Raw genomic sequence first — 22,629 nt, 5'->3', positions numbered from 1 at the left:
GGCGTGTGAGCTCCCTTTTACGCGCCGGACACATCCGGCGCGTCCGGATGAAACACCGCGGGCCTAGCTTGAATATGTGGCCGCAGCAGCGGTTGAGCCCGTAAGGGATGTATCAGAGAGGGGCCGGGATGACCGCCGTACTTGAAACCGCCGTAGACGACGCACTGCACGACATTGAGGCTCAGGCCGCGGGGCAGGCTGTTGGATCCGCAGCCGGCTGGCACCGGGTGTGCGCCGTGGCCGACCTGGAACCCGCCTGGGGCGAGGCGGCACTGATTGCCGGCCGCCAGGTGGCCCTGTTCCGCACCGTCTCCGGTGAGGTTTTCGCCGTCGCGCAGGAAGACCCGGCCACCGGGGCAAATGTCATGGCCCGCGGCATCACCGGGTCGCGCGGGGACCGGGCCACCGTGGCATCACCGTTGCACAAGGAGGTCTACGACCTCGCCACCGGGGAATGCCTCGGCAACCCGGAACTCCGCCTCGCCACCTTCGGTACCCGGATTGTGGGCGGGTACATTGAGGTGCAGCTCTAGAGGCCCAGAGCCTCGCGGACGTCCGCCAGGACGCCGTCCAGAGCCGCGCGGGCTTCGTCCCGGGCTGCCGGAAGCTCGGCGGCCGAGCCGACGCTGCGGATGACTTCCAGGTAGCACTTGAGCTTCGGTTCCGTGCCGCTGGGACGGATGATGACGCGGCTGAGGTCCCGGGTCAGGTACAGCAGGCCTTCGGTGGGCGGGAGGAGTTCGCTGCCCTCGGCCAGGTCCGTGACGGCCTCGACGCCGGAGCCGCCGAACGAATCCGGCGGGCTCACGCGTAGCCGGTTCATCATCGCGTCGAGCAGGCCGAGGTCCGCCACCCGGATGCTGAGCTGGTCGCCCGCATGCAGCCCGTGCACCAAGTAGAGCTCGTCCAGGGTGTCAAAGATGGTCTTGCCCTCGGCTTTTGCGGCCGCCGCGAGTTCGGCGATGAGGACCGCGGCCGAAATGCCGTCCTTGTCGCGCACCAGCGACGGGGCAACGCAATAGCCCAGCGCCTCCTCGTAGCCGTAGACCAGCCCAGGCACCCGGGCAATCCACTTGAAGCCGGTCAGGGTTTCCTCGTGCGCATAGCCTGCCGCGGCCGCGATCCGCGCCAGCAGCCGGGACGACACGATCGAGTTGGCGAACACGCCGGCCGGCGCTTCGCCACCGGCGGCCTGCCGCGCCACGACGTGGGCGCCGAGCAGGGCGCCTACCTCGTCGCCGCGCAGCATACGCCACGCGCCGGTGGCCGGGTCTTTCGCCGCCACGGCTGCCCGGTCGGCGTCGGGATCGTTGGCGATCACGATGTCGGCGTCCTCGCGCGTCGCCGCCTCGAGGGCCAGGTCCAGTGCCCCGGGCTCCTCCGGGTTGGGGAAGTTCACCGTGGGGAAGTCCGGATCCGGCTGCGCCTGTTCCGTGACGAGCGTGACGTCGTCGAATCCGGCGGCGTTCAGCACCGCCACGGCCGTTTCCCCGCCCACGCCGTGCATGGGGGTCAGGACGATCTTCAGCCCGCGGGCCGGGAAGTGCTCCGGAACCGCCAGGGCCGCGACGGCGCCCTGGTAGTCGGTCGCGATCGAGGGCTCCAGCACGGTCCACCCGTCCGCGGCCAGAACGATTGAGTCCAGGGCGCCGACGGCGTCGATCTTCGCCGCTATCAGGGCATCGTAGGGTGCCACGATCTGGGCGCCGCGGCCGCTTTCCTCAACCGCGTGACGGCCGAGGTACACCTTGTAGCCGTTGTCCTGCGGCGGGTTGTGGCTGGCGGTGACCATGACGCCGCCGTCGCAGTCCAGCGCCCGCACGGCGTACGCGAGCAACGGGGTGGGCAGCGCAGCCGGCATCAGGAAGGTCTCAACACCGGCCGCGGTGAGGATCGCGGCGGTTTCCTCGGCGAAAATGTCGGAGTTGTAGCGGGCGTCGTAGCCGACGACGGCGCGCGGCCGGGTGCCGGGGGAGGCCTGCCCGACGGCGTTGGTGAGGAAGGCGGTGAAGCCGGCGGCGGCGCGGCGGACCACTACGCGGTTCATCCGGTTCGGTCCCGGGCCGAGGGCGGCCCGCAGTCCGGCGGTGCCGAACTCGAGGGTACCGCTGAAGCTGTCGGCCAGCTCCTGGCGGGCCGCGGCGACGCCCCCATCAGTGAGGCGGACCAGCTCGGAGAGGGCGGCGGCGGTGGCGGGGTCCGGGTCCTGGCTTGCCCAATCGCGGGCATCGCTCAGGAGTCGGGCGAGTTCGGCATCAGAAGACGTCATGGAACCAAACTATCGCCAATCGTGGGCGATTCCTGCCCAGATAATCGAGAGTTCGGGTTTCAGTTCCATCTCGAGGCCTTTCGCGGGGACCTTGACACCCAAATTTCCGGACACGTAGCGTCTGGAATATGAAGATGGGCCGTGGCATCGAATGGGCCGTGCACAGTTGCGTCAACATGGCCTGGACACCGCCCGGCGAGCCGGTGAACAGCGCCCGGCTGGCCGAGTTCTACAAACTCCCGGCCGCCTATCTCAACAAGCAGTTTCAGTCGCTGGTCCGGGCCGGTGTCCTGGACTCGGTCTCGGGGCCCCGCGGCGGTTTTCTTTTGGCGCGCCGGCCGGAAAACATCACCGTGCTGGACATTGTGCTGGCGCTCGAGGGCCAGGACTCGGCTTTCCGGTGCGAGGCGATCCTCGGAAATGTCCCGGAGCCGGATCGGCAGGAGAACTTCGCGCGGACGTGCCTCATTTCCCAGACCATGCGCCAGGCCGAACTGGCCTGGCGGCAGGCTCTGGCGCGCCAGAGCATCGCCGGGATCGCGGACTCGATCGAGCGGCGGTTCCCGGCGGACAAGGCAAAGGTCCTGGACTACCTGGCCGCGGAATAGCCGCAGCCGGGTTGTCCAGGACCTAAGCAGTGATCAGAGCTTGGCGATGATCGCTGCGAGCAGCTTGGAAATCCGCGGTCCGGCGGCCTCGCCGGCCTCGAGAACTTCGCCGTGGCTGAGCGGCACGGGGCTGATCCCGGCTGCGAGGTTGGTCACCAGCGAGATGCCGAAGACCTCCATGCCGGCGTGGCGGCCGGCGATCGCCTCAAGGGCCGTGGACATGCCCACCAGGTCGGCGCCGATCCGCTTGGCGTACTGCACCTCGGCGGGTGTCTCGTAGTGCGGGCCGGTGAACTGGGCGTAGACGCCCTCGTCCAGCGACGGGTCCACCTCGCGGGCCAGCCCGCGGATCCGTGAGGAGTACAGGTCCGTCAGGTCCACGAACGTGGCGCCTTCCAGCGGAGAGATGGCCGTGAGGTTGATGTGGTCGCTGATGAGCACCGGCGTGCCGGGCGTCCAGTTCTCGTTGAGCCCGCCGCAGCCGTTGGTCAGCACGAGGGTCTTGCAGCCGGCGGCGGCGGCGGTGCGCACGCCGTGAACCACGGAGCGGACGCCTTTGCCCTCGTAGTAGTGGGTGCGTGCGCCCAGGACGAGGGCCCGCTTGCCCTCTTTGGTCAGGACCGAGCGGATGGTGCCCACGTGCCCCACCACGGACGGTGCGGAGAAGCCGGGGATTTCGGCGGCGGACAAGGTGGCGGTGGTCTCGCCGATCAGCTCGGCGGCGTCGCCCCAGCCTGATCCGAGGACCAGCGCGACGTCGTGGGAGTCGACGCCCGTCTCTTCGGCGATGTAGGCGGCGGCGTCGCGGGCGGCGTCGAAGGGGTCTGCATTCAGGAATTCTTTATAGCTCACTGGTACAAGTTATCGTGCGCCGGGCCTGCTGCCCAGCATGCACCGCTGGACCCGCGCGCGGCCCGGATTCTTGGTGGCTCCGGTTCGGATGGTGGACAATGATTGATTGTGACTACGCATCCTGACTTCAGCTCACCCCGCATCGCAATTCTCGGCGGAGGGCCTGGCGGCTACGAGGCCGCCATGGTCGCCGCCTCGCTGGGGGCGCAGGTCACCATTATCGAGCGTGCGGGACTCGGTGGCTCGGCGGTACTGACCGACGTCGTTCCCTCCAAAACCCTCATCGCGACGGCAGATCTGATGACCCGCATGGCTGAGGCGGGGGAGCTGGGCGTCAAGTTCGACGTCGACGGCGGCGACTTTGCCCCGGCGATGCGCGCGGACCTCAAGCACATCAACGACCGGCTGCTCCGCCTGGCGCGGAAGCAGTCGGAGGACATCCAGGCCGGGCTGGAACACCAGAACGTCCGCATCCTGATCGGCTCCGGCAAGCTGCTGGACAACCACACCATCGAGGTCCTGACTTCCGAGGGCACCGAAACGGTGGAGGCCGACACCATCCTGCTGGCGGTCGGCGCCCACCCGCGCGAGCTGCCCACCGCGCGGCCGGACGGTGAGCGCATCCTGAACTGGGCCCAGATCTACAACATGGACGAACTCCCCGAAGAGCTGATCGTGGTGGGTTCCGGTGTCACGGGCGCAGAATTCGCCTCGGCCTACAACGGCCTGGGCTCCAAAGTCACCCTGATTTCCAGCCGCGACCGCGTGCTGCCGGGCTCGGACACCGACGCCGCCGAGGTCCTCGAGGGCGTCTTCGAACGCCGCGGGCTCAAGGTCCTCTCCCGGGCCCGCGCCGAGACCGTGGAGCGCACGGAGGACGGCGTCGTGGTCACCCTCGGTGACGGCTCCAAGGTGACCGGCAGCCACTGCCTCGTCTGCGTCGGCTCCATCCCCAACACGGCCGGAATCGGCCTGGAGGAAGCCGGCGTCGCGCTCACCGAGAGCGGCCACATCAAGGTCGACGGCGTCTCGCGCACCACGGCGCCGAACATCTACGCCGCGGGCGACTGCACCGGCGTCCTGGCCCTGGCCTCTGTGGCCGCGATGCAGGGCCGGATTGCTGTGGCCCACTTCCTGGGCGACGCCGTCATGCCCATCAAGCTGCACCAGGTGGCGTCCAACATCTTCACCTCACCCGAGATCGCCTCCGTGGGCGTGTCCGAGGCCGAGATCGACTCCGGCAAGTACCAGGGCGACATCATCAAGCTGTCCCTGCGCAGCAACGCGCGCGCCAAGATGCGCAACCACCGCGACGGTTTCATCAAGATCTTCGCCCGCAAGGGTTCCGGCACCGTGATCGGTGGGGTGGTGGTGGGCCCGAACGCCTCCGAGCTGATCTTCGCGATCTCGATCGCCGTGACCCAGAAGCTGCATGTCGACGACATTGCCAGCACCTTCACCGTGTACCCGTCGCTGAGCGGCTCCATCTCCGAAGCAGCCCGGCGGCTCCACGTTCATATGTAACAGTTCACATGTGACAGTTCACATGTAGCAAACCGGAGGCCGGAGCCATGCAGAGTCCCCGCTCGCTTGTTGAGCCGATGGAACAGAACTGTGCGCTGCCCTCCGGTTCGGAGGAGCGCTTTGCCGGCTACGCCGTCATGGGCGTTCCGTTCAGCTCCGGCTACGTCCTGGCCTTTCGGCATTTTCCGGCATCTTCCGTCGGCCCGGGCTACATCTCGGTCTGGATCCGCGACTCTGCCGGCGTCTGGACGATTCACAGCACCACCGACCCCGGGACCTCCTGCCCCCGCTACTTCGGCAGCGCCATCGGCTCGGCGTCCACTCGCCGGGTCTCCATCCGGTGGCGTGACGGCTATTCCTTTAGCGTGGAAGTCGGAGCCGGCGTGGACCTGAGCTGGGATTTGACGCTGGCGGCGGCGCCGGTAACCCGGCTTATGTCCGCGGTGTCCGGCGCCGTTCCGGAGCGGCTGTGGCGCAGCCGGACGTTCCTGCGCGCCATGGGGGCCGTTGCCGGCCCGGTGCTGGGGGCGGGGCACCTTGGGCTGACGGGCGCGGCGCCCAACGGCCAAACGTTCTTGGCGCGCCCGCGGCAGATGTGGTTTGTCCGCGAAAGCAAAGCGCAGCTGCAGGGGCACAGCCTGGGACAGACGTCGGCACTCCCGGTCCAGGACCGGCTCGGGGAATTCTGGGTCCCGCAGCGCGGCATCTTCATGACCGGCTCGGTCTTGTTCGAGCCCTAAATATTGGGCTGCAGAGGAACTGCACCCCGAAGGTCAGATTCTCAAATTCGAATCCAACCTTCGGGATGCAGTTCGAAGGGTCCGTGGACCCTTTGCTGGTCTACGCGAAGTCAGCGACTACGCCAGGGCCGCGCAGATATCTGTCCTCGTTCCGGACGTGCTGAGAAGGGTGAAGATGCCGTTGGGCGCGATCGTGTAGACGATGCGGCCCGTGTATTGGACTGCTGACGGCGCTGCGCTGCTTGGAAGGTCCGTCGAGAACAGGATGAGCCCGTTGCTTCCGGTGGCCGTGACGGTTTGGGTGCCATCGGCGGCTACTGCTACCTGCTGAACCGAGCCGGTCGGCCGGATACCCAGTGACTTCACACGGTTCCCGTTTGTATCGAGGCGGGTATATGTGAGCGTGTATCCCCGGCCTGCCGTGATCACGCGGGCGACGGCGCCGTTCCTGTCGTTGAAAGTCTTGATGTTGGCGTTCGAACCGGTCGCTTCAAGGAGGAGAGGGAAACTGCATCCCTCGCCGGCCGGCACAACGGTTCCGGGCGGGAAGTCCGGAGGATTGCCGCCCTTCACGGGAGGAGCAGCGATGGCTGCCGGCGATACGGCGAGCAGCGCGGCGGCAAGTAGGGCGGAGGGCAAAAGTCGGCGAGCGGTGAGGCGTTTCATGGTTCTCCAGGGATCGGCGGCCGGTTCCGGCCGCGGATGGCTAAGGCCAAGATGAGCGGYAGATGCAAGCGCTCTTTACGGATTGCGATACGGCGGGCTTCACCGCGGGGTCAACAGTAACCATCGGGCCCTTGGGAATTCCTTGGCTCGCAACGCCGAGGGGCTGAGAATGTGCCTGCGGGTCCTTCGGCCGTATCGCGTGCCAGCCGTGCGAGGCACCATGGCACATGGCCAAAATCTATATCCCCTACGGGACCGTTGAAGGACAGACAGCCCAGATTGCGGATTACATGGCCGAGCTGATCCGCTCCCACGGGCACCAGGCGGAGACGGCGGACCTCAAACATGCCGGAGATACCCTCCCGACGGGCTATGACGGCGTAATCGTCGCCGCTTCAGTTCATGTGGGCAAACACGAGGGGCACGTCACGGATTTTGTGAAGAAGAACCGCGGCGAGCTCGAGCGTTTGCCCTCCGCCCTGGTTTCCGTCAGCCTGGCCGCCCACGGAGACGAGGCGGAAGCGGAGGGCTACGTGGAGAAGTTTAAGGCGGACACGGGCTGGCGGCCCGGGCACGTCGGGTTGTTCGCCGGCGCCCTGCTCTATACCCACTACGGCTTCATCAAGAAGCGGCTGATGAAGAAGATCGCCAAGGACAAGGGCTCCCTGGACACGGACACCACCCGTGACTACGTCTACACCGAGTGGGACGGCGTCCAGCGTTTCACTGAAGACTACCTGGCGTGGTTGGCCAAGCCGGCCAGTCAGAAGTAGGGATCAGGAGCAAGCGTAGGGATCACGAGTAGGCGTAGGGCGGAACCGTGTCGCCGGGGGTGAAGGGCTTGAACCACTGCTCGAAATCCAGACTTGCGGCGTCGTCCTCGAGAACGTCGAGGTTGTCGGAGTACAGCGCGTCACTGTCGGCATCCTCCAGCAGGACTTCCTCGACGTCGGCCCGCCAGTCCTCCGGCAGGTCCAGTTCGTAGATGTCCTCGGTGATTTCCGCCTGATCGAGCAGGCAGCGGACGGCTAGTTCCGCTGCAAGGCAGCCGGGGGCAGTCCAGCCCCGGATCAGGGACGCGGTGACGTCGGCCGCGACCACGATGAACTTCTGGGTGAACTTCACGTCGTAGCTGACGGCGAACTGTGGCGGCAGCGAGGACAGGACGGAGGTGCCGGCGATGTCGGCCGGCGTGAGAACATCCAGCGTGCTGAGCGTTCCGAGATCGCGGAACAACTGGTCGATCAGAATGCTGGACGAGTTCCACAGGAGTCCGGCCAGCAGGCGGGTCTGGCCCACGGCTTTGTGACGGTCTTCGGGTGAGACGTCGGCCATCTCGGCCAGGTCTTCGGGATCAAACTGGAGCCGTTGCTCGGCCGTCATGTCGTCCGGGTGGGGGTCGAGCCCGAGCAGTTCCAGGCTCAGCCCGGTCAGCTTCCCGGCGTCGGCCAGCAGTTCTTCGGTGATGTCGTCGTCGTCGGCGCTCATGGCCCCGATGCTACCCGTCGTTTGTCCGTGGCCCGATTTGCGTTACGCGGCTGTGTTTGACGGCGGCGCGGCATTCTTACGCGGCCGCCGGGTGAATGGTTCCCGACGTCGAACCGGCCCGGGCCATCCGCACGGACAGTAGGTAGGCGATCCCGCAGGCCAGGGGGACCAGGCTGGCCGCGATCAGCGATCCGACCGCGCCCGACCTTCCGATGATCGTAATCAACAGCGGCAACACCCCCAGGGCCACCAGCAGCCAGCCGGCCAGTGCGGTAACTTTCAGCCCGAGGATTGCGACCGGGAGAGCCAACGCGAGCACGCTGACGGCTATGAGGGGGCCGTTGTCACTGAGGAAGGTGCTCAGGGCAGCGGGGTCGAAGGCGAGCCACACGCACGCGGCAATGAAGGCAGAAGAGAGGGCGAGCAGCAGGGGAGCGGTCGCGGCCGGCCAGAACCAGGCCGAGACCCCGAGGATGAGCATCGGCACCACCCAGGCGAGCGTGATCAGCGTTCCGGTTGTTCCGCCCGGCTCCTGCATCGCGAACCCGCCAATGAAGAATCCCCCGATGACAGTGAACGCCGCCATGACGGCCGCTCCCGTGCGCGTCAGCGCGGCGGCCCGCCGCTGCGGATCCTTTTCGCGCGACATGACCACACCCATCACGACGGCGAACACAACAATCGCGCCGAGCGCCAAAAAAACCGGGACGTTCATGGGATGCCTCCTGCGGACGAACGGACCTCAGTCCATTGCATCCCCGCCCCTCGGCGGTGCCAAGGGGAGAAAGGCCCGCTTCGGGGTTGATGGGGGTGCTGAGCGCACTGAAGTCGGGCTTCCCGATTATTGTTCAACCCAAGCGGCATGGGACAGCCGAACCGTATGTGGCAGCTTGGCCTGCCCCGCAGCCCGGGGTGGCCGGACGCACTATACCGAGAGTGGAATGGGATGCACCTCGTCCGCAGGGTGACCCGTGCGTTCATGAATGCGCTTCACAGCATCCGCGCGGCTTTGATGTTCCTCTTCGGGGGAATGGTGACCGCCAGCTCCAAGTAGGCCGGCCAGCTCTACGGACGGTTAAACTCCTGCTGCCACCGTGCCTTATCCCACCTCTCCTGCAGCTTTCGGTCCATGGTCCATTTACTCTCCCATGTGTCGAAGTTGGCCTTGAAGGTGGGCACGTAGTAATTGGAGCCCTTGCGGCGGGTTCTCTTCTTGAGTCTCAGCAAGAGGCCGAGAAGGATCCACACTGTGATGAGAATTACGACCAGGAAGAATATCGTCTCCACGGGCAACCAGTCCTCGAAGGGATTTAGTGCCTCCAGTTTAATCCAACTAGCGCCGGATAACGAAGCGTGCCCCCTTCCCACGGGCAGTGCCACTGCCCGTGCCGCTGTCGCACGAACAGGAGTTCTGTTCATCGGTAGGGAAGCCCCCGCCCTTAGGGGCAGGGGCTTGTAAGCGGATGGTTAGAGCTCACGGACCCAGATTTGGGACTGGCTGTCGAAGACCGTCACGCAACCGTTCGGGTTCACCCGCGACGGTTCCAGCCGCAGTCAGCTAAGCAACTCCACCGCTTTGCTCATCAGGACCACGGCTAGCGAACCCTTTGCCAGCCGTGTTGATCTGGCACCTGCGGCCTGAAGGAAGATCTCCGTTTGCTGAGACTTCTCGACAAACATGTCCTCTTCGTAGTGGTGCTCGCGCGTCCCTGTGTACTCGGAATGACGAAGCGCCGCTACCGGCGTCTCCCTACGCGGAACGAAATACCGCCCGTGTCGGATTCTGTGAAAGGAGAGTCGTCTTTTGGCCGGACGCTCAGCGCGTGAGCCTTTCAGAGCGAGCGCATCGTTGCGCCGGTACAACTGCAGTGTGTCTGAACAATGTCCGGGCTTCCCTGTATGTGTTGTCGGGGCTCTCCTGGACGATGGCCAGCGCAGCCCCGGAGTTCTCTTCGGGTGCGCGGTTTTTTCTTGAGCGCTGTGCCGTGCGTAAACCATGTCTGGGAATCCCAATTGTGTTTGCGGCTGGAGATGTTGGTCTACGGCCCTGCTGCGGCGGGTGTTCTGCCGCCCGTGGACGGACCGGCATGACGCAGTTTCTGCTCATCATCCGTAAGGGCGGGGAGGGACCCTACGGACGACCACTTCCGTGCGGGCGATCAGGGATTAAGTCCCCTACCGCCGGCCGTGTCGCATATGCATAATGTCGCCATGTTTATTTTCGTGCTAGTAGCCATCTTGTTACTGGTCGTGTTTTGGCAATACATCCTGGCTGGGATCGGCCTGTGGGTGCTCGTGCTCATCATGCGCGCCGTGATCAACTGGACGGTGGCCGACACTAGGCCGAGCTACCCCCGGAAGCCTGTCCAGACCCGGCCTGTGGCCAAGCCTGTCCAGACCGGTCCTAAACCCAAGCCGGTCCAGACCCGGCCTGAGCCCAAGGCCAGGCCTGCCCGCGAGCTGCCCGCGCCCGACTATCTGCCCAGGTGGACTGCGGACCGCCGGCTGGATGCCGGCCGCGAGCATGCCCAGTGGCAGAAGAAGTTCGACAACGCAGCGCAGTAAAACTCCGCCGGGCCGGGGTCTAAAAGGGGCAGCGGGGCCGCGCCGGTATCAGGCGGAGAAGATTATTCCGCCTCCGGGGCTTGGGAGACCATGGCCCGGTACAGCGGTGCCTCGCGGGCACCGATGGCGGAATCCCAGCGGATATAGTTCGCCGCCATGCCCAACACGGCTGCCCGTTCACTGATACGCGGGCAACGTTTCTGAACTGTGCCTCAGGCTTGTTCGGCCTCTCCGGCTTCAGGACACCCCACTGTCAGGCAGCCGCCCCCTGAAAGTGGGCCTCGATGATTCCCTTGATGTCGTCGTGGCAGCCGCCGCAGCCGGTGCCGGCGCGGGTGGCCGCGGAGACGTCGGGCACCGTCCCGCAGCCCTCGGACACTGCAGAAGCAATGGCCGTGCCGCTGACGCCCGCGCACCGGCAGACCGTCCGGGAAGGATCCACGGCCCCCGCAGCGGCCGCCTGATCCGGCCCGTCCAGGCGCAGCAACAGCGACCTGTCGGCGGGGAGTTCCGCGCCGCGTTCGAAGAGCTGCACCAGCTCGGCCGAGGTGCGGGGCATGCCCACGGACACGAGGCCCTCGAGCACGCCGGCGCGGGTGGTCATCTTGACGTAGCGGCCGTGCTCGGGATCGGCCCACTGGGCAATCTGCAGCCGGGCCCGGCCGTTCACGGCCCCGGCGGTCAGGGCTTCCTCGTCCCACGGTTCCGCGGACACATCCCCGGCCACGGCCAGGTTCATGCCGCGGGCCTTGAGCACGATCACGCCCGGCAGTTCCGCCGGAAGCGCCGGCAAGGCTTCCGCCTCGGCAGGAGCCCCGGACGCCAACAGGGTCAGATAGTCGGCGAGCCATTCGGCCTGCCGCCAGCCCGGGCCCACCAGCCCGGACGGTCCCCGCGCGGTCCGGCACTCCACRCACTCGGGGTCCGGGCAGCGGACCTCGGCGCAGTCGCCGATCGCGAAAATGTGGGGCTCGTGGTGGGCACGGAGCTTGTGGTCCACCAGGATCCCGGCGGCGGTGGAGAGCCCACAGCCTTCCGCCAGTTCGGTCCGCGGCCGGACCCCGCAGGAGAGCACCAGGAGGTCGCCGTCGATTGCGGAACCGTCATCGAGCAGCAGGGCCGAGAAGCCGCCGTCGGGCGCGTTGTGTTCCACGCCCACCGAGCGGGCGTTGCCGGCCACCCGCACGCCGCAGTTCCGCAGGGAAGCCGCGAGCACGGCGCCGCCACCGCGGTCGATGTTCCGGCCCAGGGGATGCGGGCCGTTGTGCACCACGGTCACAGTGGCGCCCTCCTCGGCCGCGGCGAGGGCCGTCTCCAGGCCCAGCACGCCGCCGCCCAGGACCACCACGCGCTTGCCGCCCGCCACGGCAGAGTGGAGCACGGACGCGTCGCGGAGATCCCGCAGGGCCGTCACGCCCGGCGGCAGCACCGGCGCGGCCGGGTCCGGGTTGAGTCCGGTGAGGTTGGGGATGACCGGCCGCGAACCGGTGGCGAAGACGAGCCGCTCGTAGCCGGGGGAGGTGCCGTCGCTCAACAAGACCCGCTGCCGGGCGCGGTCCACGCGGCGGACGCGGGCGCCCAGCCGGACATCGACGCCGTCGGCCACCAGCGCCGCCGCGTCCGCGAGGGCCAGGGCGGCCGGCGTCGTCCGGCCGACGCCAAGATCTGCCACCAGCACGCGGTTGTACGCGGCCTCGGACTCTTCACCGATCACGGTCAGGTGTGCGATGCCGCTGCGCACGGCCGGCAGCAGCTCGTCGATCAGCCGCGCGGCGACGGGCCCGAAGCCCACCACCACAATCCGCTCAGTCATGAGGTCTCCTCTGCTTGAAGAACGCGGCCTGGAACGCCGGCGGAATCACCGGCCGGGACAGCCCCCGACGCCGCGTCCCCGCAAATCCCGTCCAAGGAAACTGCCGGGCGGATCCACACCTTGCTGGTCTTGAACTCGGGCATCCCGGAAATGGGGTCCGTGGCCGCCTCGGTGAGCCGGTTGGCGCTCCCGAGCTCCGGGAAGTGGAACGGCAGGAACACCGTCTCAGGACGGATGTCCGTGCTCAGCTCGGCACGGCAGCTGACCACGCCGCGTTCGTTGGAAATCGAAACGTAATCGCCGTCGGCGATGCCCTGCGCGGCGGCCGCGGCGGGGTGCAGCTGCAGCCGCGCCTCCGGCTGGGCTTCCGCCAGGGCGGCCACCCGGCGGGTCTGCGCGCCGGACTGGTAGTGCTCCATCAGGCGCCCGGTAATGAGGGTCATCGGCGTTCCGGCGCGGTCCGCTCCGACACGTCCAGCGCCGGCGCGGTCCGCCGTGGCAGAAGGTGTACGACGCCGGGGCGTCACCGCTGTGAACGCCGCCCGGCCGCCGGCGTGGGCAAAGGCGTCCAGGAAGAGCCGCGGCGTTCCCGCGCTCCCGGCGGGGTAGGGCCAGTAGGCGGCCTCGCCGCGGTCCAGCATGGCGTAGTCGATCCCGGAGTAGTCGGCCAGGCCGCCGGAGGACGCGAGCCGGAGTTCCTCGAACACGGTTTCCGGGTCCTCGCTGAAGGTGGACGGCGCGTGCAACATTTCGGCCAGCCGGGTCATGATCCACAGCTCGCTGCGGACACCGGGCGGTGGAGTGAGGGCCCGGCGGCGGCGGAGCACACGGCCCTCGAGGTTGGTGAGGGTTCCTTCTTCCTCGGCCCACTGGGTGACCGGCAGGACCAGGTCCGCCTCGGCGGCGGTCTCGGAGAGGAAGAAGTCGCACACCACCAGGAAGTCCAAGCTGCGTAGGCCCGCGATCACGGCGTTCGCATCCGGGGCGGACACCGCCACGTTGGCGCCGTGCACGAAGAGGCAGCGGACGCCGTCGGGCTGTCCGAGGGACTTAAGGAGTTCGACGGCGGGGAGGCCGGGGCCCGGAATCAGGGTTTCGGGCACGCCCCAGACCTTTGCCATGTGGGCGCGGGCGGCGGGATCGGTGATCTTCCGGTAGCCAGGGAGCTGGTCCGCCTTCTGGCCGTGTTCGCGGCCGCCCTGGCCGTTGCCCTGGCCGGTGAGCGTGCCGTAGCCGCTGCGCGCGGAGCCCGGCAGGCCCAGCAAGAGGGAAAGATTGATAGCGGCCGTGGCCGTGTCAGTGCCGTCGACGTGCTGTTCGACGCCGCGGCCGGTGAGGATGTAGCTGCCGCCCTTGCCAGCGCCGTCGGCTAGCCGCCGGGCGGTTTCACGGATCAGCCCGGCGGGGACGCCGGTGATCGACTGGACACGTTCCGGCCAGAAACTTCCGACGCTGCGAGCCACGGCGTCGTAACCGCTGGTCCGGTCCGCGATGTACCCGGCGTCGGCGAGGCCCTCGTGGATCACCGCGTGGGAGATGCCCAGGAGCAGGGCGAGGTCCGTGCCGGGCAGCGGCTGCAGGTGCAGCCCGCCGCCGTCGGCGGTGAACGCGGCGGTGGCGGAGCGCCGCGGGTCGACGACGATCAGCCCGCCGGCGTCGCGCGCCCCCTGGAGGTGCTGGACGAAGGGCGGCATGGTCTCGGCAACGTTGGAGCCGAGCATCAGGATGGTGCTGGCGGCGTCGAGGTCCGCGAGCGGGAACGGGAGCCCGCGGTCCAGGCCGAACGCGCGCATGCCCGCCGCGGCGGCCGAGGACATGCAGAACCGTCCGTTGTAGTCGATCCGCGAGGTACCCAGGGCCAGCCTGGCGAACTTGCCCAGCTGGTAGGCCTTCTCATTGGTGAGGCCGCCGCCGCCGAACACGCCCACGGCGTCCGCCCCGTGCTCAGCGCGGGCCCGCCTCACGGCGGACACGATCCGGCCGAGGGCCTCGTCCCAGCTGACCGGGCGGTGGACGCCGTCGGCGCCCTTCAGCAGCGGCTCCGTGACGCGGCCCGGGTGGTCCAGCAGCGACGCGGAGGTCCACCCCTTGCGGCACAGGCCGCCGCGGTTTGTGGGGAAGTCCCGTCCGGCCACTGTCAGGAGCGGCACGGCGATGGGGGGGTCGGACGCCGGCGTGGCCGGTACGGGCTCTGACCCCGGCTGGACAGCCGGGGTCAGAGCCGCTGGAGAGGTGAGCGTCATGGCGCACTGCAGGGCGCAGTAGGGGCAGTGCGTGTCGGCGCCGGTGGTCATGTTAGACGTGTCCCATCGCGTTTCGGTTGGCGTTGCGGATGTAGAAGAACCAGCAGACCACCAGCATCAGGACGTAGGCCCCCACGAATCCGTAGAACGCCGAACTGTAGGAACCGCTGGCCGTGTTGGAGGCGTTGAGGACCTGGGGGATGATGAATCCGCCGTAGGCGCCGATGGCCGAGATTAGGCCGAGGGCCGAGGACGCGAGCCGCTGGGTGGTGTGCGTGCTGGCCCCGGCGCGGGCGGCCCGGCTGGAGGTGGCGAAGATGATCGGGATCATGCGGTAGGTGGCGCCGTTTCCGAAGCCGCTGGCGGTGAAAAGGAGCAGGAACAGGAACAGGAAGAGCCAGAAGTTCTTCACCGGTAGGGTCCAGAGCATGGTCAGGGTGATCACGGCCATCGCCGCGAACGCCGCGACGGTCATGCGGGCCCCTCCCATCCGGTCCGCCATGCGTCCGCCGTAGGGGCGGGCCAGGGATCCGACCAGCGGGCCGAGGAAGGCCAGGGACAGGGCCACTGTGCCGACGGAGATGGAGGAGAAGGCCGGGAAGTAGTCCTTGATGAGCTTGGGGAACACGCCGGCGAAGCCGATGAAAGATCCGAAGGTGCCGATGTACAGCAGCGCCATGATCCACAGGTGCGGTTCCTTTAGGGCGGCCAGTGAGCCTGCGACATCACCCTTGGCGCTGGTGAGGTTGTCCATGTACTTCCAGGCACCGAAGGCCGCGAGCAGGATCAGCGGAACCCACATGAAGCCGGCGACGGGCAGGTTCACGCTGCCGGCTGCCAGCAGGGTGATGGCGATCGGAACGGCCAGCTGGGCGACGGCGGCACCGAGGTTGCCGCCGGCGGCGTTCAGGCCCAGCGCCCAGCCCTTTTCCCGGGCGGGGTAGAAGAAGGTGATGTTCGCCATCGAGCTGGCGAAGTTGCCGCCGCCGAATCCGGCAAGGGCGGCCACGAACAGCATGACGCCGAAGGGGGTGGCCGGGTTCGCGACGCACAGCCCCAGGCCGATCGTGGGGATCAGCAGCAGCAGGGCGGAGACGATCGTCCAGTTGCGGCCGCCGAAGCGCGGCACCATGAACGTGTAGGGGATCCGCAGCGTGGCGCCGATGAGGCTGGGCATGGAGATCAGCCAGAAGATCTCGTTGGTGGAGAACTTGAAGCCGGCGGCAGGAAGCTGGACCACCACAATCGACCAGAGCTGCCAGACCACGAAACCGAGGAACTCGGCGAAGATGGACCAGTTCAGGTTGCGCCGGGCGATGGAGCGGCCTGCCGACTCCCACTGCTCCTTGTTTTCTGCATCCCAGTTGGCGATCCAGCGGCCGGGCCGGTGATCGAGGGTAAGGGTGTCAGTGCGGGCAGCACTGGCATCTGCGGTGCCGATTTCGGCGGTGCGTTCAGCAGTCACTTGGGAGACCTCCTTGGGGGGTGTTGTCCTTCAAAGGTAGGGATGCCGCGTTTCCGGGACAGTCGCGGTTTATTAACGCGCTGTGACTTTTGCCTATCGGGGCTTTTATGACGGTGTGAGAATAGGTGTGACGACCACCGCGTGATCCACGACACGATGTCCGAGTAGCGGACTGTTTGTCCATTGATTGGACTGCGGGAACTATTATCAGACGTATTCGAATCCCTAGCCGGCGGACCCGGGCATCGAGCTCTTGGGGAAAATCCGACCGGTCTTCATGAAAGCGTTACTACATGTCATCCACTGCAACCTCCGCGGAGCATGGGTCCACCAAGCAGGTGAATTCGCGCGGCCGCGTGATTGTCGCCAGCCTGATCGGCACCACCGTCGAGTTCTATGACTTCTACGTTTACGCCACCGCCGCCGTGCTGGTTTTCCCGAAGCTCTTCTTCCCCGGGCAGAACGAGACCACCCAGCTGCTGGCATCCTTCGCTGTGTTCGGCGTCGCGTTCATCGCCCGCCCGCTCGGCTCGGTCATCTTCGGCCACTTCGGTGACAAGTTCGGCCGCAAGGGCACGCTCGTGGCCTCGTTGCTGACCATGGGCGTTGCCACCTTCCTGATCGGCTGCCTGCCGACGGCGACCGTCCCGGGCTGGACCTTCCTGGCCCCGGCGCTCCTCGTGGTCCTGCGCTTCTGCCAGGGCCTGGCCCTCGGCGGCGAATGGAGCGGTGCGGCCCTGCTGGCCACCGAAAACGCCCCGTCGAACAAGCGCGCCATCTACGGCACGTTCCCGCAGTTGGGGGCCCCGATCGGCTTCATCATCGCCAACGTGATCTTCCTGGTCTTCAGCTACACCCTGACCCCGGAGGCCTTCATGGAATGGGGCTGGCGCGTGCCGTTCCTGCTCAGCGCCGTCATGGTCATCATCGGCCTCTACGTCCGGCTCAAGCTGATCGAAACCCCCGCCTTCACCAAGGTCCTCGAATCCAACGAGGTCGCCAAGCTGCCGCTGGCACGGGTCTTCAAGACCAGCTGGCGTCCGCTGATCCTGGGCACGTTCATCATGCTCGCCACCTACGTGCTCTTCTACCTGATGACCACGTTCACGCTGACCTACGGCACCCGGGCGTCCAGCCTGGACACCGCGAAGGCCGCTGCGGAAAAGGCCGGCAAGCCGATGACCGAGGCCGCTGCCGCAGCGTTCGTCCCGGGCCTGGGCTACAGCCGGAACGACTTCCTCTGGATGCTGATCGCCGGCGTCGTCTTCTTTGGCATCTTCACGCTGGTCTCCGGCCCGCTGGCCGAGAAATTCGGCCGCCGCAAGATGCTGATTGTTGTCACTTTCGGCATCCTGGCCTTCGGCCTGCTGTTCGTTCCGCTGTTCAGCGCCGGGTTCGCCGGTGCCATGGCGCTGCTGGTCATCGGCTTCTCGCTGATGGGCCTGACGTTCGGTCCCATGGGTGCGCTGCTGCCGGAGTTGTTCCCGGGCAATGTCCGGTACACCGGCTCCGCCATCAGCTACAACGTCTCCAGCATCCTGGGCGCCGCCGTGGCTCCGTTCATCGCCGTCTGGCTCTGGGAACTGGCCGGGGGCAGCACCGTGCTGGTGGGCGTCTACCTCGCCTCCATGGCGGTGCTGACGCTGATCGCCCTATTCGTGAGCAAGGAAACACGGGACATCGACTACACCAACAATGTGGCGTAGCGTCCGTTCCTCCTGACAGGAGAAGCCCGGTGTGTTCAGTGAACACGCCGGGCTTCTTTGCTGGCGGGGCCTGCGTGGGCGGGGCTGTCAGCTCGCGTAGCGCTGCACGAAGTTCCGCAGGATTTTCATCGGTTCGGTCGCGGTGAACCGCCGGGCGTCGTCCATGAGCATTTCGGCCGATTCCGGCGGGAAGTAGCCGGCGTGGCGGTAGATATCGATCCTGGTGACGAGCCCTTCGGCATCGAGCTCGGGGTGGAACTGGGTGGCGTACAGGTTGGTTTTGATCCGGAACATGTGCACCGGGCAGGCGGCCGAGCTCGCCAGGAGCACCGCGTGGGAGGGCAGGACTGTGCAGGCTTCTTTGTGGCCGGTGAACGCCGTGAAGCTCTCCGGCAGTCCGCGCAGGAGAGGATCCTGCAGCCCGTCCGCCGTCAATTTGATGGTGACGCCGCCGAGCCCTTCACCGTACGTCCGGTCGATCACGGCGCCCTGGTGCAGCCCGAGGGTGCCGACGCCGTAGCAGGCGCCGAGGAACGGGAAGTCCTCGGCCACGATCCTGTCCAGCAGCCCGGCGAGTTCGCGCTCCACCCGGTGCTGGGTGGCGCTCTTGTGCTCGGCCGGGTCGCTGGAGGTGAAGGGACTGCCGCCCACAATGACGCCCGAATAGTCGGACAGCTCCAGCTCGGGCAGCGGGGCGGCTTCCATTCGGATGCGGTGCAGCTGCTCCGGCTCGAGCCCGCAGTAGCGAAGATAGGCGTGGTATTCGTCCTCGGCGGCGGTGTCTTCCGCGCGCGAGGCGAGGAGCAGGAATGGCTTCACACTCCAAGTCTCTACTGGCCGGTCACGGGGGCGCCAGAGGCGCGCCCGCGACCGGCGGCGTCGACTACTGTCCGCCGTCGACTACTGTGCGTCGCCGTCCTCGATCATGGCGATCACGGCGCCGGCGGACACAGTCTCGCCGGCGGCTGCGGAGAGGCCGATCACGATCCCGGCACGGTGGGCGGTGAGCGGCTGTTCCATCTTCATCGCCTCGAGCACGACGACGAGATCGCCCTCGGCGACCGTGTCACCTTCGGCGACGGCCACCTTCACGATGGTCCCCTGCATGGGGGAGGTGAGGGCGTTGCCGCTCGCGGCCGCGGGTGCGCCGCCACTGCGGGAGCGCTTCTTGGCCTTGGCCGGCTTGGCGCCAGCCGTGTTGCTGACCGAGCCCAGCGACGCCGGCAGCACGACTTCCAGGCGCTTGCCGCCGACCTCGACGACGACGCGCTGGCGGTCGCCGGCGTCGGCCGCTTCAGCCTCGGTGCCGGTCGGGGTCCAGGCCGGAATGTCGTTGACGAACGCCGTCTCGATCCAGCGGGTGTGCACCCTGAAGGGGCCGTCGGCCGGTGCGAAATCGGGATTGGAAACCACCGCGAGGTCGAACGGGATAACGGTGGGGATGCCTTCCACCACCATTTCCTCGAGCGCCCGCCGGGAGCGCTGCAGGGCCTGGGCGCGGGTGGCGCCGGTGACGATCAGCTTGGAGAGCATGGAGTCGAAGTTGCCGCTGATGACATCGCCCTGCTCCACGCCGGAATCGACGCGGACGCCGGGGCCGGTGGGGTTCTTCAGCACCGCGATGGTGCCGGGGGCGGGCATGAAGTTCCGGCCCGGGTCCTCGCCGGTGATGCGGAATTCGATCGAGTGGCCGCGGACTTCCGGGTCGCCGTAGCCGAGCTCCTCGCCGCGGGCCAGCCGGAACTGTTCGCGGACCAGGTCGATCCCGGTGACCTCCTCGGAGACGCAGTGCTCCACCTGCAGGCGGGTGTTGACCTCGAGGAAGGAGATGGTGCCGTCCTGGCCGACGAGGAATTCGCAGGTCCCGGCGCCGAGGTAACCGGCCTCCTTGAGGATGGCCTTGGAGGATTCGTAGAGCCGGCGGTTCTGTTCCTCGGTCAGGAACGGGGCCGGGGCTTCTTCGACCAGCTTCTGGTTCCGGCGCTGGAGCGAGCAGTCGCGGGTGGAGACCACCACGACGTTGCCGTAGGCGTCGGCGAGGCACTGGGTCTCGACGTGCCGCGGGGCGTCCAGGAACCGCTCAATGAAGCACTCGCCGCGGCCGAAGGCTGCGGTGGCCTCGCGCACGGCGGATTCGAAGAGTTCGGGGATTTCTTCGCGGGTGCGGGCTACCTTGATTCCGCGTCCGCCGCCGCCGAAGGCCGCCTTGATGGCGACGGGCAGGCCGAACTTGTCCACGAAGTCGAGGATTTCCTCGGCGGATTCGACCGGGTCGGCGGTGCCGGGGACCTGCGGGGCGCCGACTTTTTCGGCGATGTGGCGGGCCTGGACCTTGTCGCCCAGGGCAGAGATCGCCTCGGGGGAGGGCCCGATCCACGTGATGCCGGCATCGATCACCTTGGCGGCGAACTCGGCGTTCTCGGCCAGGAACCCGTACCCGGGGTGGATGGCGTCGGCGCCGGACTGGCGGGCGACGTCGATGATCTTGTCCATCACGAGGTAGGACTCCGCGGCGGTGTTGCCACCGAGCGCGTAGGCCTCGTCGGCGAGCCGGGCGTGCAGCGCGTCGCGGTCGGGGTCCGCGTAGACAGCCACCGAGGCGATGCCTTCATCGCGGGCGGCGCGGATGATGCGCACGGCAATTTCTCCGCGGTTGGCGATCAGCACCTTGGTCAGCTGGCGGGTGCCCGCGGCTGTAGATGACTGCGATGATCCCGACACGGTGGGTGCGGACTGCTCCGAATTTGCTGACAAGGCGTCTCCTTCTTTCCTTCAGGGAGCCTAGCGCGGTTTTGAGGGTTCCGCCGATATTACTTGCGGATTCCGCCCGTAAACGGCCCGTCCTTTGTAGGGTTGCCACAAAGAGGGGCAAATTGGTTCACTCCGCGCTCACTCGCGCTCTTACTCCGTGTTCCCTCGGTCTTCACTCCGAACGGATGTCCGCAGGGTCCGCGGCCCCGCCGGTCCAGAGCTCGGTGATCCCCACATTTGCCTGGCCGAGCAGTGCGCGCAGGGTGGAGATGGAGAGCCCGACGACGGTGTGGGGATCGCCGTCGACCTTGCGGATGAACGCCCCGCCGTAGCCGTCGATTGTGAAGGAGCCAGCGCACTGGAGAGGCTCGCCGGTGGCGATGTAGGTTTCGATTTCGTCGGCGCTCATCTCCATGAAGTGCACCTCGGCCGAGGACACCGAGCCCAGGGTGGCGCCGGTGCCGCGCGCGGTGACGCCGCCTTCGCCGTCGGTGGCGCCGTCGGCGTCGTCTTCTGCGTCCGTGTCGCCCTCTGTGTCGCGGCAGTCCACGAGCCAGTGGCCGGTGTGCAGGACGCCCATGCCGCCGCTCATGCGCAGCATGCGTTCCCGGGCGACGTCGGCCGTGTAGGGCTTGCCGTGGGCCTCGCCGTCGAACTCGAAGACCGAGTCGCAGCCGATCACGATTGCGCCGTCCGCCTCGGGCAGGGAAGCGACGGCCTCGGCCTTGGCCCGGGCAAGCAGCAGGGCGGTGTCATGCGGATCCGTTACGCCATAGCGGGCCTGGACGGCGTCCTCGTCGACGTCCGAGACGAGGACCTCGTGGGCGATGCCGGCGTTGTGCAGCAGCTTGGTGCGGGCGGGGGACTGGGAGGCAAGAATGAGGCGGGTCACCGTTCCAGCCTAATTGACGCGGTCCGGAGGGGGACCGTTGCGTTGGGTTCACTCGTGGCGCCGCGAGCCGGCTGGCCCCGGGGACGATGGCGTTGAAGGCTTTGTCGCCGGGGGTGTCAGGTGCGGCCACCGACAGGATCGTCACCGACACTGGTCGCCCTCGCTCTCTGTTAAATGTCAGGGGTGCCTGAAACACTGGATTCATGGACGGCAATCACGGGCCCGAAGTGGCTCCGGCAGGACACGGCGACGGCGGCTTCAGCCGCGCCGGGAGCCGTGCGGCCGCCGGACCGCTGGGTTCCGTGCGCCTGGCCACGGAAAGTGCCGGGATCATTGACCGGATCCGGGAACTGGAAGACTGGAAATCCGCCGCGTCCGCGGAACAGGCCCGGCTCGCCGTGGACTTCGACCTGCTCCAGCGCCGCGACCAGGCCGCCGCCGGGATCCCCGCGGACCGGCTCGGCGCCGGGATCGGCGCGCAGATCGCCCTGGCCCGGCGCGAGTCCCCGGCCAGGGGCGGCCGGCTCCTGGGCCTGGCCAAGGCCCTCGTGACCGAGATGCCGCACACCCTTACCGCCCTGGAAACCGGGCAGCTCAACGAATGGCGCGCCACCCTGCTCGTGCGCGAAACCGCCTGCCTGGCCGCCGCCGACCGGGCCGCCGTCGACGCGGAACTCGCACCCGACACCGGGACGTTCGCCGGCGTGGGTGACCGTTCCCTGGTCGCCGCGGCCCGGACCGCCGCGTACCGGCGTGACCCCCGCACCGTCACCGACCGTGCCGCGCACGCCGCCACCGAGCGGCACGTCAGCCTCCGCCCGGCCCCCGACACCATGTGCCACCTGACCGCCCTGCTCCCCGTGGCCGCCGGCGTCGCCGTGCACACCGCCCTGACCCGGCACGCCGACACCCTCAGGAACAGCGGGGACCCCCGCTCCCGCGGGCAGCTGATGGCCGACACGCTGGTCGAACGCACCACCGGCACCCCGGGCGGGATCAGCGGGGTCGAGATCCAGCTCGTCATCACCGACCGCACCCACCGCACCC

At 67.7% G+C, this 22,629-nt stretch carries 20 protein-coding genes; 8 read left to right on the top strand and 12 right to left on the bottom strand.

Going from position 1 to position 22,629, the window contains the following annotated elements; genetic code table 11:
* The first annotated feature begins 128 nt into the window (after window positions 1–128).
* Complete coding sequence (gene nirD, locus AC1DZQ_RS04815) at window positions 129–533, top strand: nitrite reductase small subunit NirD (protein WP_476962435.1); 405 nt, start codon at window positions 129–131, stop codon at window positions 531–533.
* Here the strand turns inward: nirD and AC1DZQ_RS04810 are convergent.
* Entirely contained in the window at window positions 530–2,269 is a 1,740-nt protein-coding gene (locus AC1DZQ_RS04810) for a phospho-sugar mutase (protein ID WP_476962434.1), read from the bottom strand. The genes nirD and AC1DZQ_RS04810 overlap by 4 nt on opposite strands.
* Before the next feature lie 128 nt (window positions 2,270–2,397).
* On the opposite strand from AC1DZQ_RS04810, the gene AC1DZQ_RS04805 reads away from it, so the two are divergent.
* On the top strand, window positions 2,398–2,877 hold the full coding sequence (locus tag AC1DZQ_RS04805) for an RrF2 family transcriptional regulator (RefSeq protein ID WP_476962433.1): 480 nt from the start codon (window positions 2,398–2,400) through the stop codon (window positions 2,875–2,877).
* A 33-nt stretch (window positions 2,878–2,910) separates the two neighbouring features.
* Here the strand turns inward: AC1DZQ_RS04805 and AC1DZQ_RS04800 are convergent, their stop codons facing one another.
* Window positions 2,911–3,729: a purine-nucleoside phosphorylase gene (locus tag AC1DZQ_RS04800; protein WP_476962432.1), complete on the bottom strand. Its 819-nt coding sequence runs from the start codon at window positions 3,727–3,729 to the stop codon at window positions 2,911–2,913.
* A 108-nt stretch (window positions 3,730–3,837) separates the two neighbouring features.
* Here AC1DZQ_RS04800 and AC1DZQ_RS04795 point away from each other — a divergent pair, with 108 nt between their 5' ends.
* Entirely contained in the window at window positions 3,838–5,253 is a 1,416-nt protein-coding gene (locus tag AC1DZQ_RS04795) for an NAD(P)H-quinone dehydrogenase (protein ID WP_476962431.1), read from the top strand.
* A 47-nt stretch (window positions 5,254–5,300) separates the two neighbouring features.
* Complete coding sequence (locus AC1DZQ_RS04790) at window positions 5,301–5,993, top strand: hypothetical protein (RefSeq protein ID WP_476962430.1); 693 nt, start codon at window positions 5,301–5,303, stop codon at window positions 5,991–5,993.
* A gap of 117 nt (window positions 5,994–6,110) precedes the next feature.
* On the opposite strand, the gene AC1DZQ_RS04785 is transcribed toward AC1DZQ_RS04790, so the two are convergent.
* On the bottom strand, window positions 6,111–6,659 hold the full coding sequence (locus AC1DZQ_RS04785; protein WP_476962429.1) for a hypothetical protein: 549 nt from the start codon (window positions 6,657–6,659) through the stop codon (window positions 6,111–6,113).
* Between the two features lie 227 nt (window positions 6,660–6,886).
* Here AC1DZQ_RS04785 and AC1DZQ_RS04780 point away from each other — a divergent pair, with 227 nt between their 5' ends.
* Window positions 6,887–7,432 carry a flavodoxin domain-containing protein gene (locus tag AC1DZQ_RS04780; protein WP_476962428.1) on the top strand — a complete coding sequence of 182 codons (546 nt, stop codon included), beginning with the start codon at window positions 6,887–6,889 and terminating at the stop codon, window positions 7,430–7,432.
* A 22-nt stretch (window positions 7,433–7,454) separates the two neighbouring features.
* Here AC1DZQ_RS04780 and AC1DZQ_RS04775 read toward each other — a convergent pair whose 3' ends face one another.
* The 3 genes from AC1DZQ_RS04775 to AC1DZQ_RS04765 all read right to left on the bottom strand — a co-directional run bounded on the left by AC1DZQ_RS04775 (window position 7,455) and on the right by AC1DZQ_RS04765 (window position 9,434).
* Entirely contained in the window at window positions 7,455–8,147 is a 693-nt protein-coding gene (locus tag AC1DZQ_RS04775; RefSeq protein WP_476962427.1) for a hypothetical protein, read from the bottom strand.
* Window positions 8,148–8,223: 76 nt separating this feature from the next.
* Window positions 8,224–8,862 (bottom strand): hypothetical protein, encoded by a 639-nt coding sequence (locus AC1DZQ_RS04770; RefSeq protein ID WP_476962426.1) that lies wholly within the window; start codon window positions 8,860–8,862, stop codon window positions 8,224–8,226.
* A gap of 350 nt (window positions 8,863–9,212) precedes the next feature.
* The gene (locus AC1DZQ_RS04765; protein ID WP_476962425.1) at window positions 9,213–9,434 is read right to left on the bottom strand and encodes a hypothetical protein; all 222 of its coding nucleotides are present in this window, start codon (window positions 9,432–9,434) and stop codon (window positions 9,213–9,215) included.
* 924 nt (window positions 9,435–10,358) lie between these two features.
* On the opposite strand from AC1DZQ_RS04765, the gene AC1DZQ_RS04760 reads away from it, so the two are divergent.
* Window positions 10,359–10,712 (top strand): hypothetical protein, encoded by a 354-nt coding sequence (locus AC1DZQ_RS04760; RefSeq protein ID WP_476962424.1) that lies wholly within the window; start codon window positions 10,359–10,361, stop codon window positions 10,710–10,712.
* A gap of 253 nt (window positions 10,713–10,965) precedes the next feature.
* Here the strand turns inward: AC1DZQ_RS04760 and AC1DZQ_RS04755 are convergent, their stop codons facing one another.
* From AC1DZQ_RS04755 to AC1DZQ_RS04745, 3 genes are read right to left on the bottom strand one after another with little or no spacing between them, the layout of a single operon-like run.
* Window positions 10,966–12,525 (bottom strand): FAD-dependent oxidoreductase, encoded by a 1,560-nt coding sequence (locus AC1DZQ_RS04755; RefSeq protein ID WP_476962423.1) that lies wholly within the window; start codon window positions 12,523–12,525, stop codon window positions 10,966–10,968.
* A complete protein-coding gene (locus tag AC1DZQ_RS04750) occupies window positions 12,522–14,819 on the bottom strand; it encodes a molybdopterin oxidoreductase family protein (protein WP_476962422.1) in 2,298 nt (765 codons plus the stop codon). The genes AC1DZQ_RS04755 and AC1DZQ_RS04750 overlap by 4 nt, the downstream gene beginning before the upstream one ends.
* A gap of 1 nt (window position 14,820) precedes the next feature.
* Window positions 14,821–16,209: an MFS transporter gene (locus AC1DZQ_RS04745; RefSeq protein WP_476962607.1), complete on the bottom strand. Its 1,389-nt coding sequence runs from the start codon at window positions 16,207–16,209 to the stop codon at window positions 14,821–14,823.
* A 317-nt stretch (window positions 16,210–16,526) separates the two neighbouring features.
* On the opposite strand from AC1DZQ_RS04745, the gene AC1DZQ_RS04740 reads away from it, so the two are divergent.
* Complete coding sequence (locus AC1DZQ_RS04740; protein ID WP_476962421.1) at window positions 16,527–17,939, top strand: MFS transporter; 1,413 nt, start codon at window positions 16,527–16,529, stop codon at window positions 17,937–17,939.
* An 87-nt stretch (window positions 17,940–18,026) separates the two neighbouring features.
* Here the strand turns inward: AC1DZQ_RS04740 and AC1DZQ_RS04735 are convergent, their stop codons facing one another.
* The 3 genes from AC1DZQ_RS04735 to AC1DZQ_RS04725 form a co-directional block, all read right to left on the bottom strand.
* Entirely contained in the window at window positions 18,027–18,758 is a 732-nt protein-coding gene (locus AC1DZQ_RS04735) for a glutamine amidotransferase (RefSeq protein ID WP_476962420.1), read from the bottom strand.
* An 81-nt stretch (window positions 18,759–18,839) separates the two neighbouring features.
* Window positions 18,840–20,660: an acetyl/propionyl/methylcrotonyl-CoA carboxylase subunit alpha gene (locus AC1DZQ_RS04730; protein WP_476962606.1), complete on the bottom strand. Its 1,821-nt coding sequence runs from the start codon at window positions 20,658–20,660 to the stop codon at window positions 18,840–18,842.
* Between the two features lie 202 nt (window positions 20,661–20,862).
* Window positions 20,863–21,582 carry a Maf family protein gene (locus tag AC1DZQ_RS04725; protein ID WP_476962419.1) on the bottom strand — a complete coding sequence of 240 codons (720 nt, stop codon included), beginning with the start codon at window positions 21,580–21,582 and terminating at the stop codon, window positions 20,863–20,865.
* A 203-nt stretch (window positions 21,583–21,785) separates the two neighbouring features.
* Between AC1DZQ_RS04725 and AC1DZQ_RS04720 the strand changes: the two genes are divergently transcribed.
* Window positions 21,786–22,629 (top strand): 13E12 repeat family protein (locus tag AC1DZQ_RS04720; protein ID WP_476962418.1); only part of this gene is annotated, 844 nt, incomplete at its 3' end.

The organism is Arthrobacter sp. P1_C12_2 (genome assembly GCF_056406415.1).
Note: the sequence above shows the minus strand (reverse complement) of the source record. Positions and strands in the feature narration are given on the sequence as shown.

What these genes read in the sequence shown, in the direction of transcription:
- nirD (WP_476962435.1), top strand. Translation starts at nt 129, where the DNA reads ATGACCGCCGTACTTGAAACCGCCGTAGACGACGCACTGCACGACATT.
- AC1DZQ_RS04810 (WP_476962434.1), bottom strand. Translation starts at nt 2,269, where the DNA reads ATGACGTCTTCTGATGCCGAACTCGCCCGACTCCTGAGCGATGCCCGC.
- AC1DZQ_RS04805 (WP_476962433.1), top strand. Translation starts at nt 2,398, where the DNA reads ATGAAGATGGGCCGTGGCATCGAATGGGCCGTGCACAGTTGCGTCAAC.
- AC1DZQ_RS04790 (WP_476962430.1), top strand. Translation starts at nt 5,301, where the DNA reads ATGCAGAGTCCCCGCTCGCTTGTTGAGCCGATGGAACAGAACTGTGCG.
- AC1DZQ_RS04785 (WP_476962429.1), bottom strand. Translation starts at nt 6,659, where the DNA reads ATGAAACGCCTCACCGCTCGCCGACTTTTGCCCTCCGCCCTACTTGCC.
- AC1DZQ_RS04780 (WP_476962428.1), top strand. Translation starts at nt 6,887, where the DNA reads ATGGCCAAAATCTATATCCCCTACGGGACCGTTGAAGGACAGACAGCC.
- AC1DZQ_RS04775 (WP_476962427.1), bottom strand. Translation starts at nt 8,147, where the DNA reads ATGAGCGCCGACGACGACGACATCACCGAAGAACTGCTGGCCGACGCC.
- AC1DZQ_RS04770 (WP_476962426.1), bottom strand. Translation starts at nt 8,862, where the DNA reads ATGAACGTCCCGGTTTTTTTGGCGCTCGGCGCGATTGTTGTGTTCGCC.
- AC1DZQ_RS04760 (WP_476962424.1), top strand. Translation starts at nt 10,359, where the DNA reads ATGTTTATTTTCGTGCTAGTAGCCATCTTGTTACTGGTCGTGTTTTGG.
- AC1DZQ_RS04750 (WP_476962422.1), bottom strand. Translation starts at nt 14,819, where the DNA reads ATGACCACCGGCGCCGACACGCACTGCCCCTACTGCGCCCTGCAGTGC.
- AC1DZQ_RS04740 (WP_476962421.1), top strand. Translation starts at nt 16,527, where the DNA reads ATGTCATCCACTGCAACCTCCGCGGAGCATGGGTCCACCAAGCAGGTG.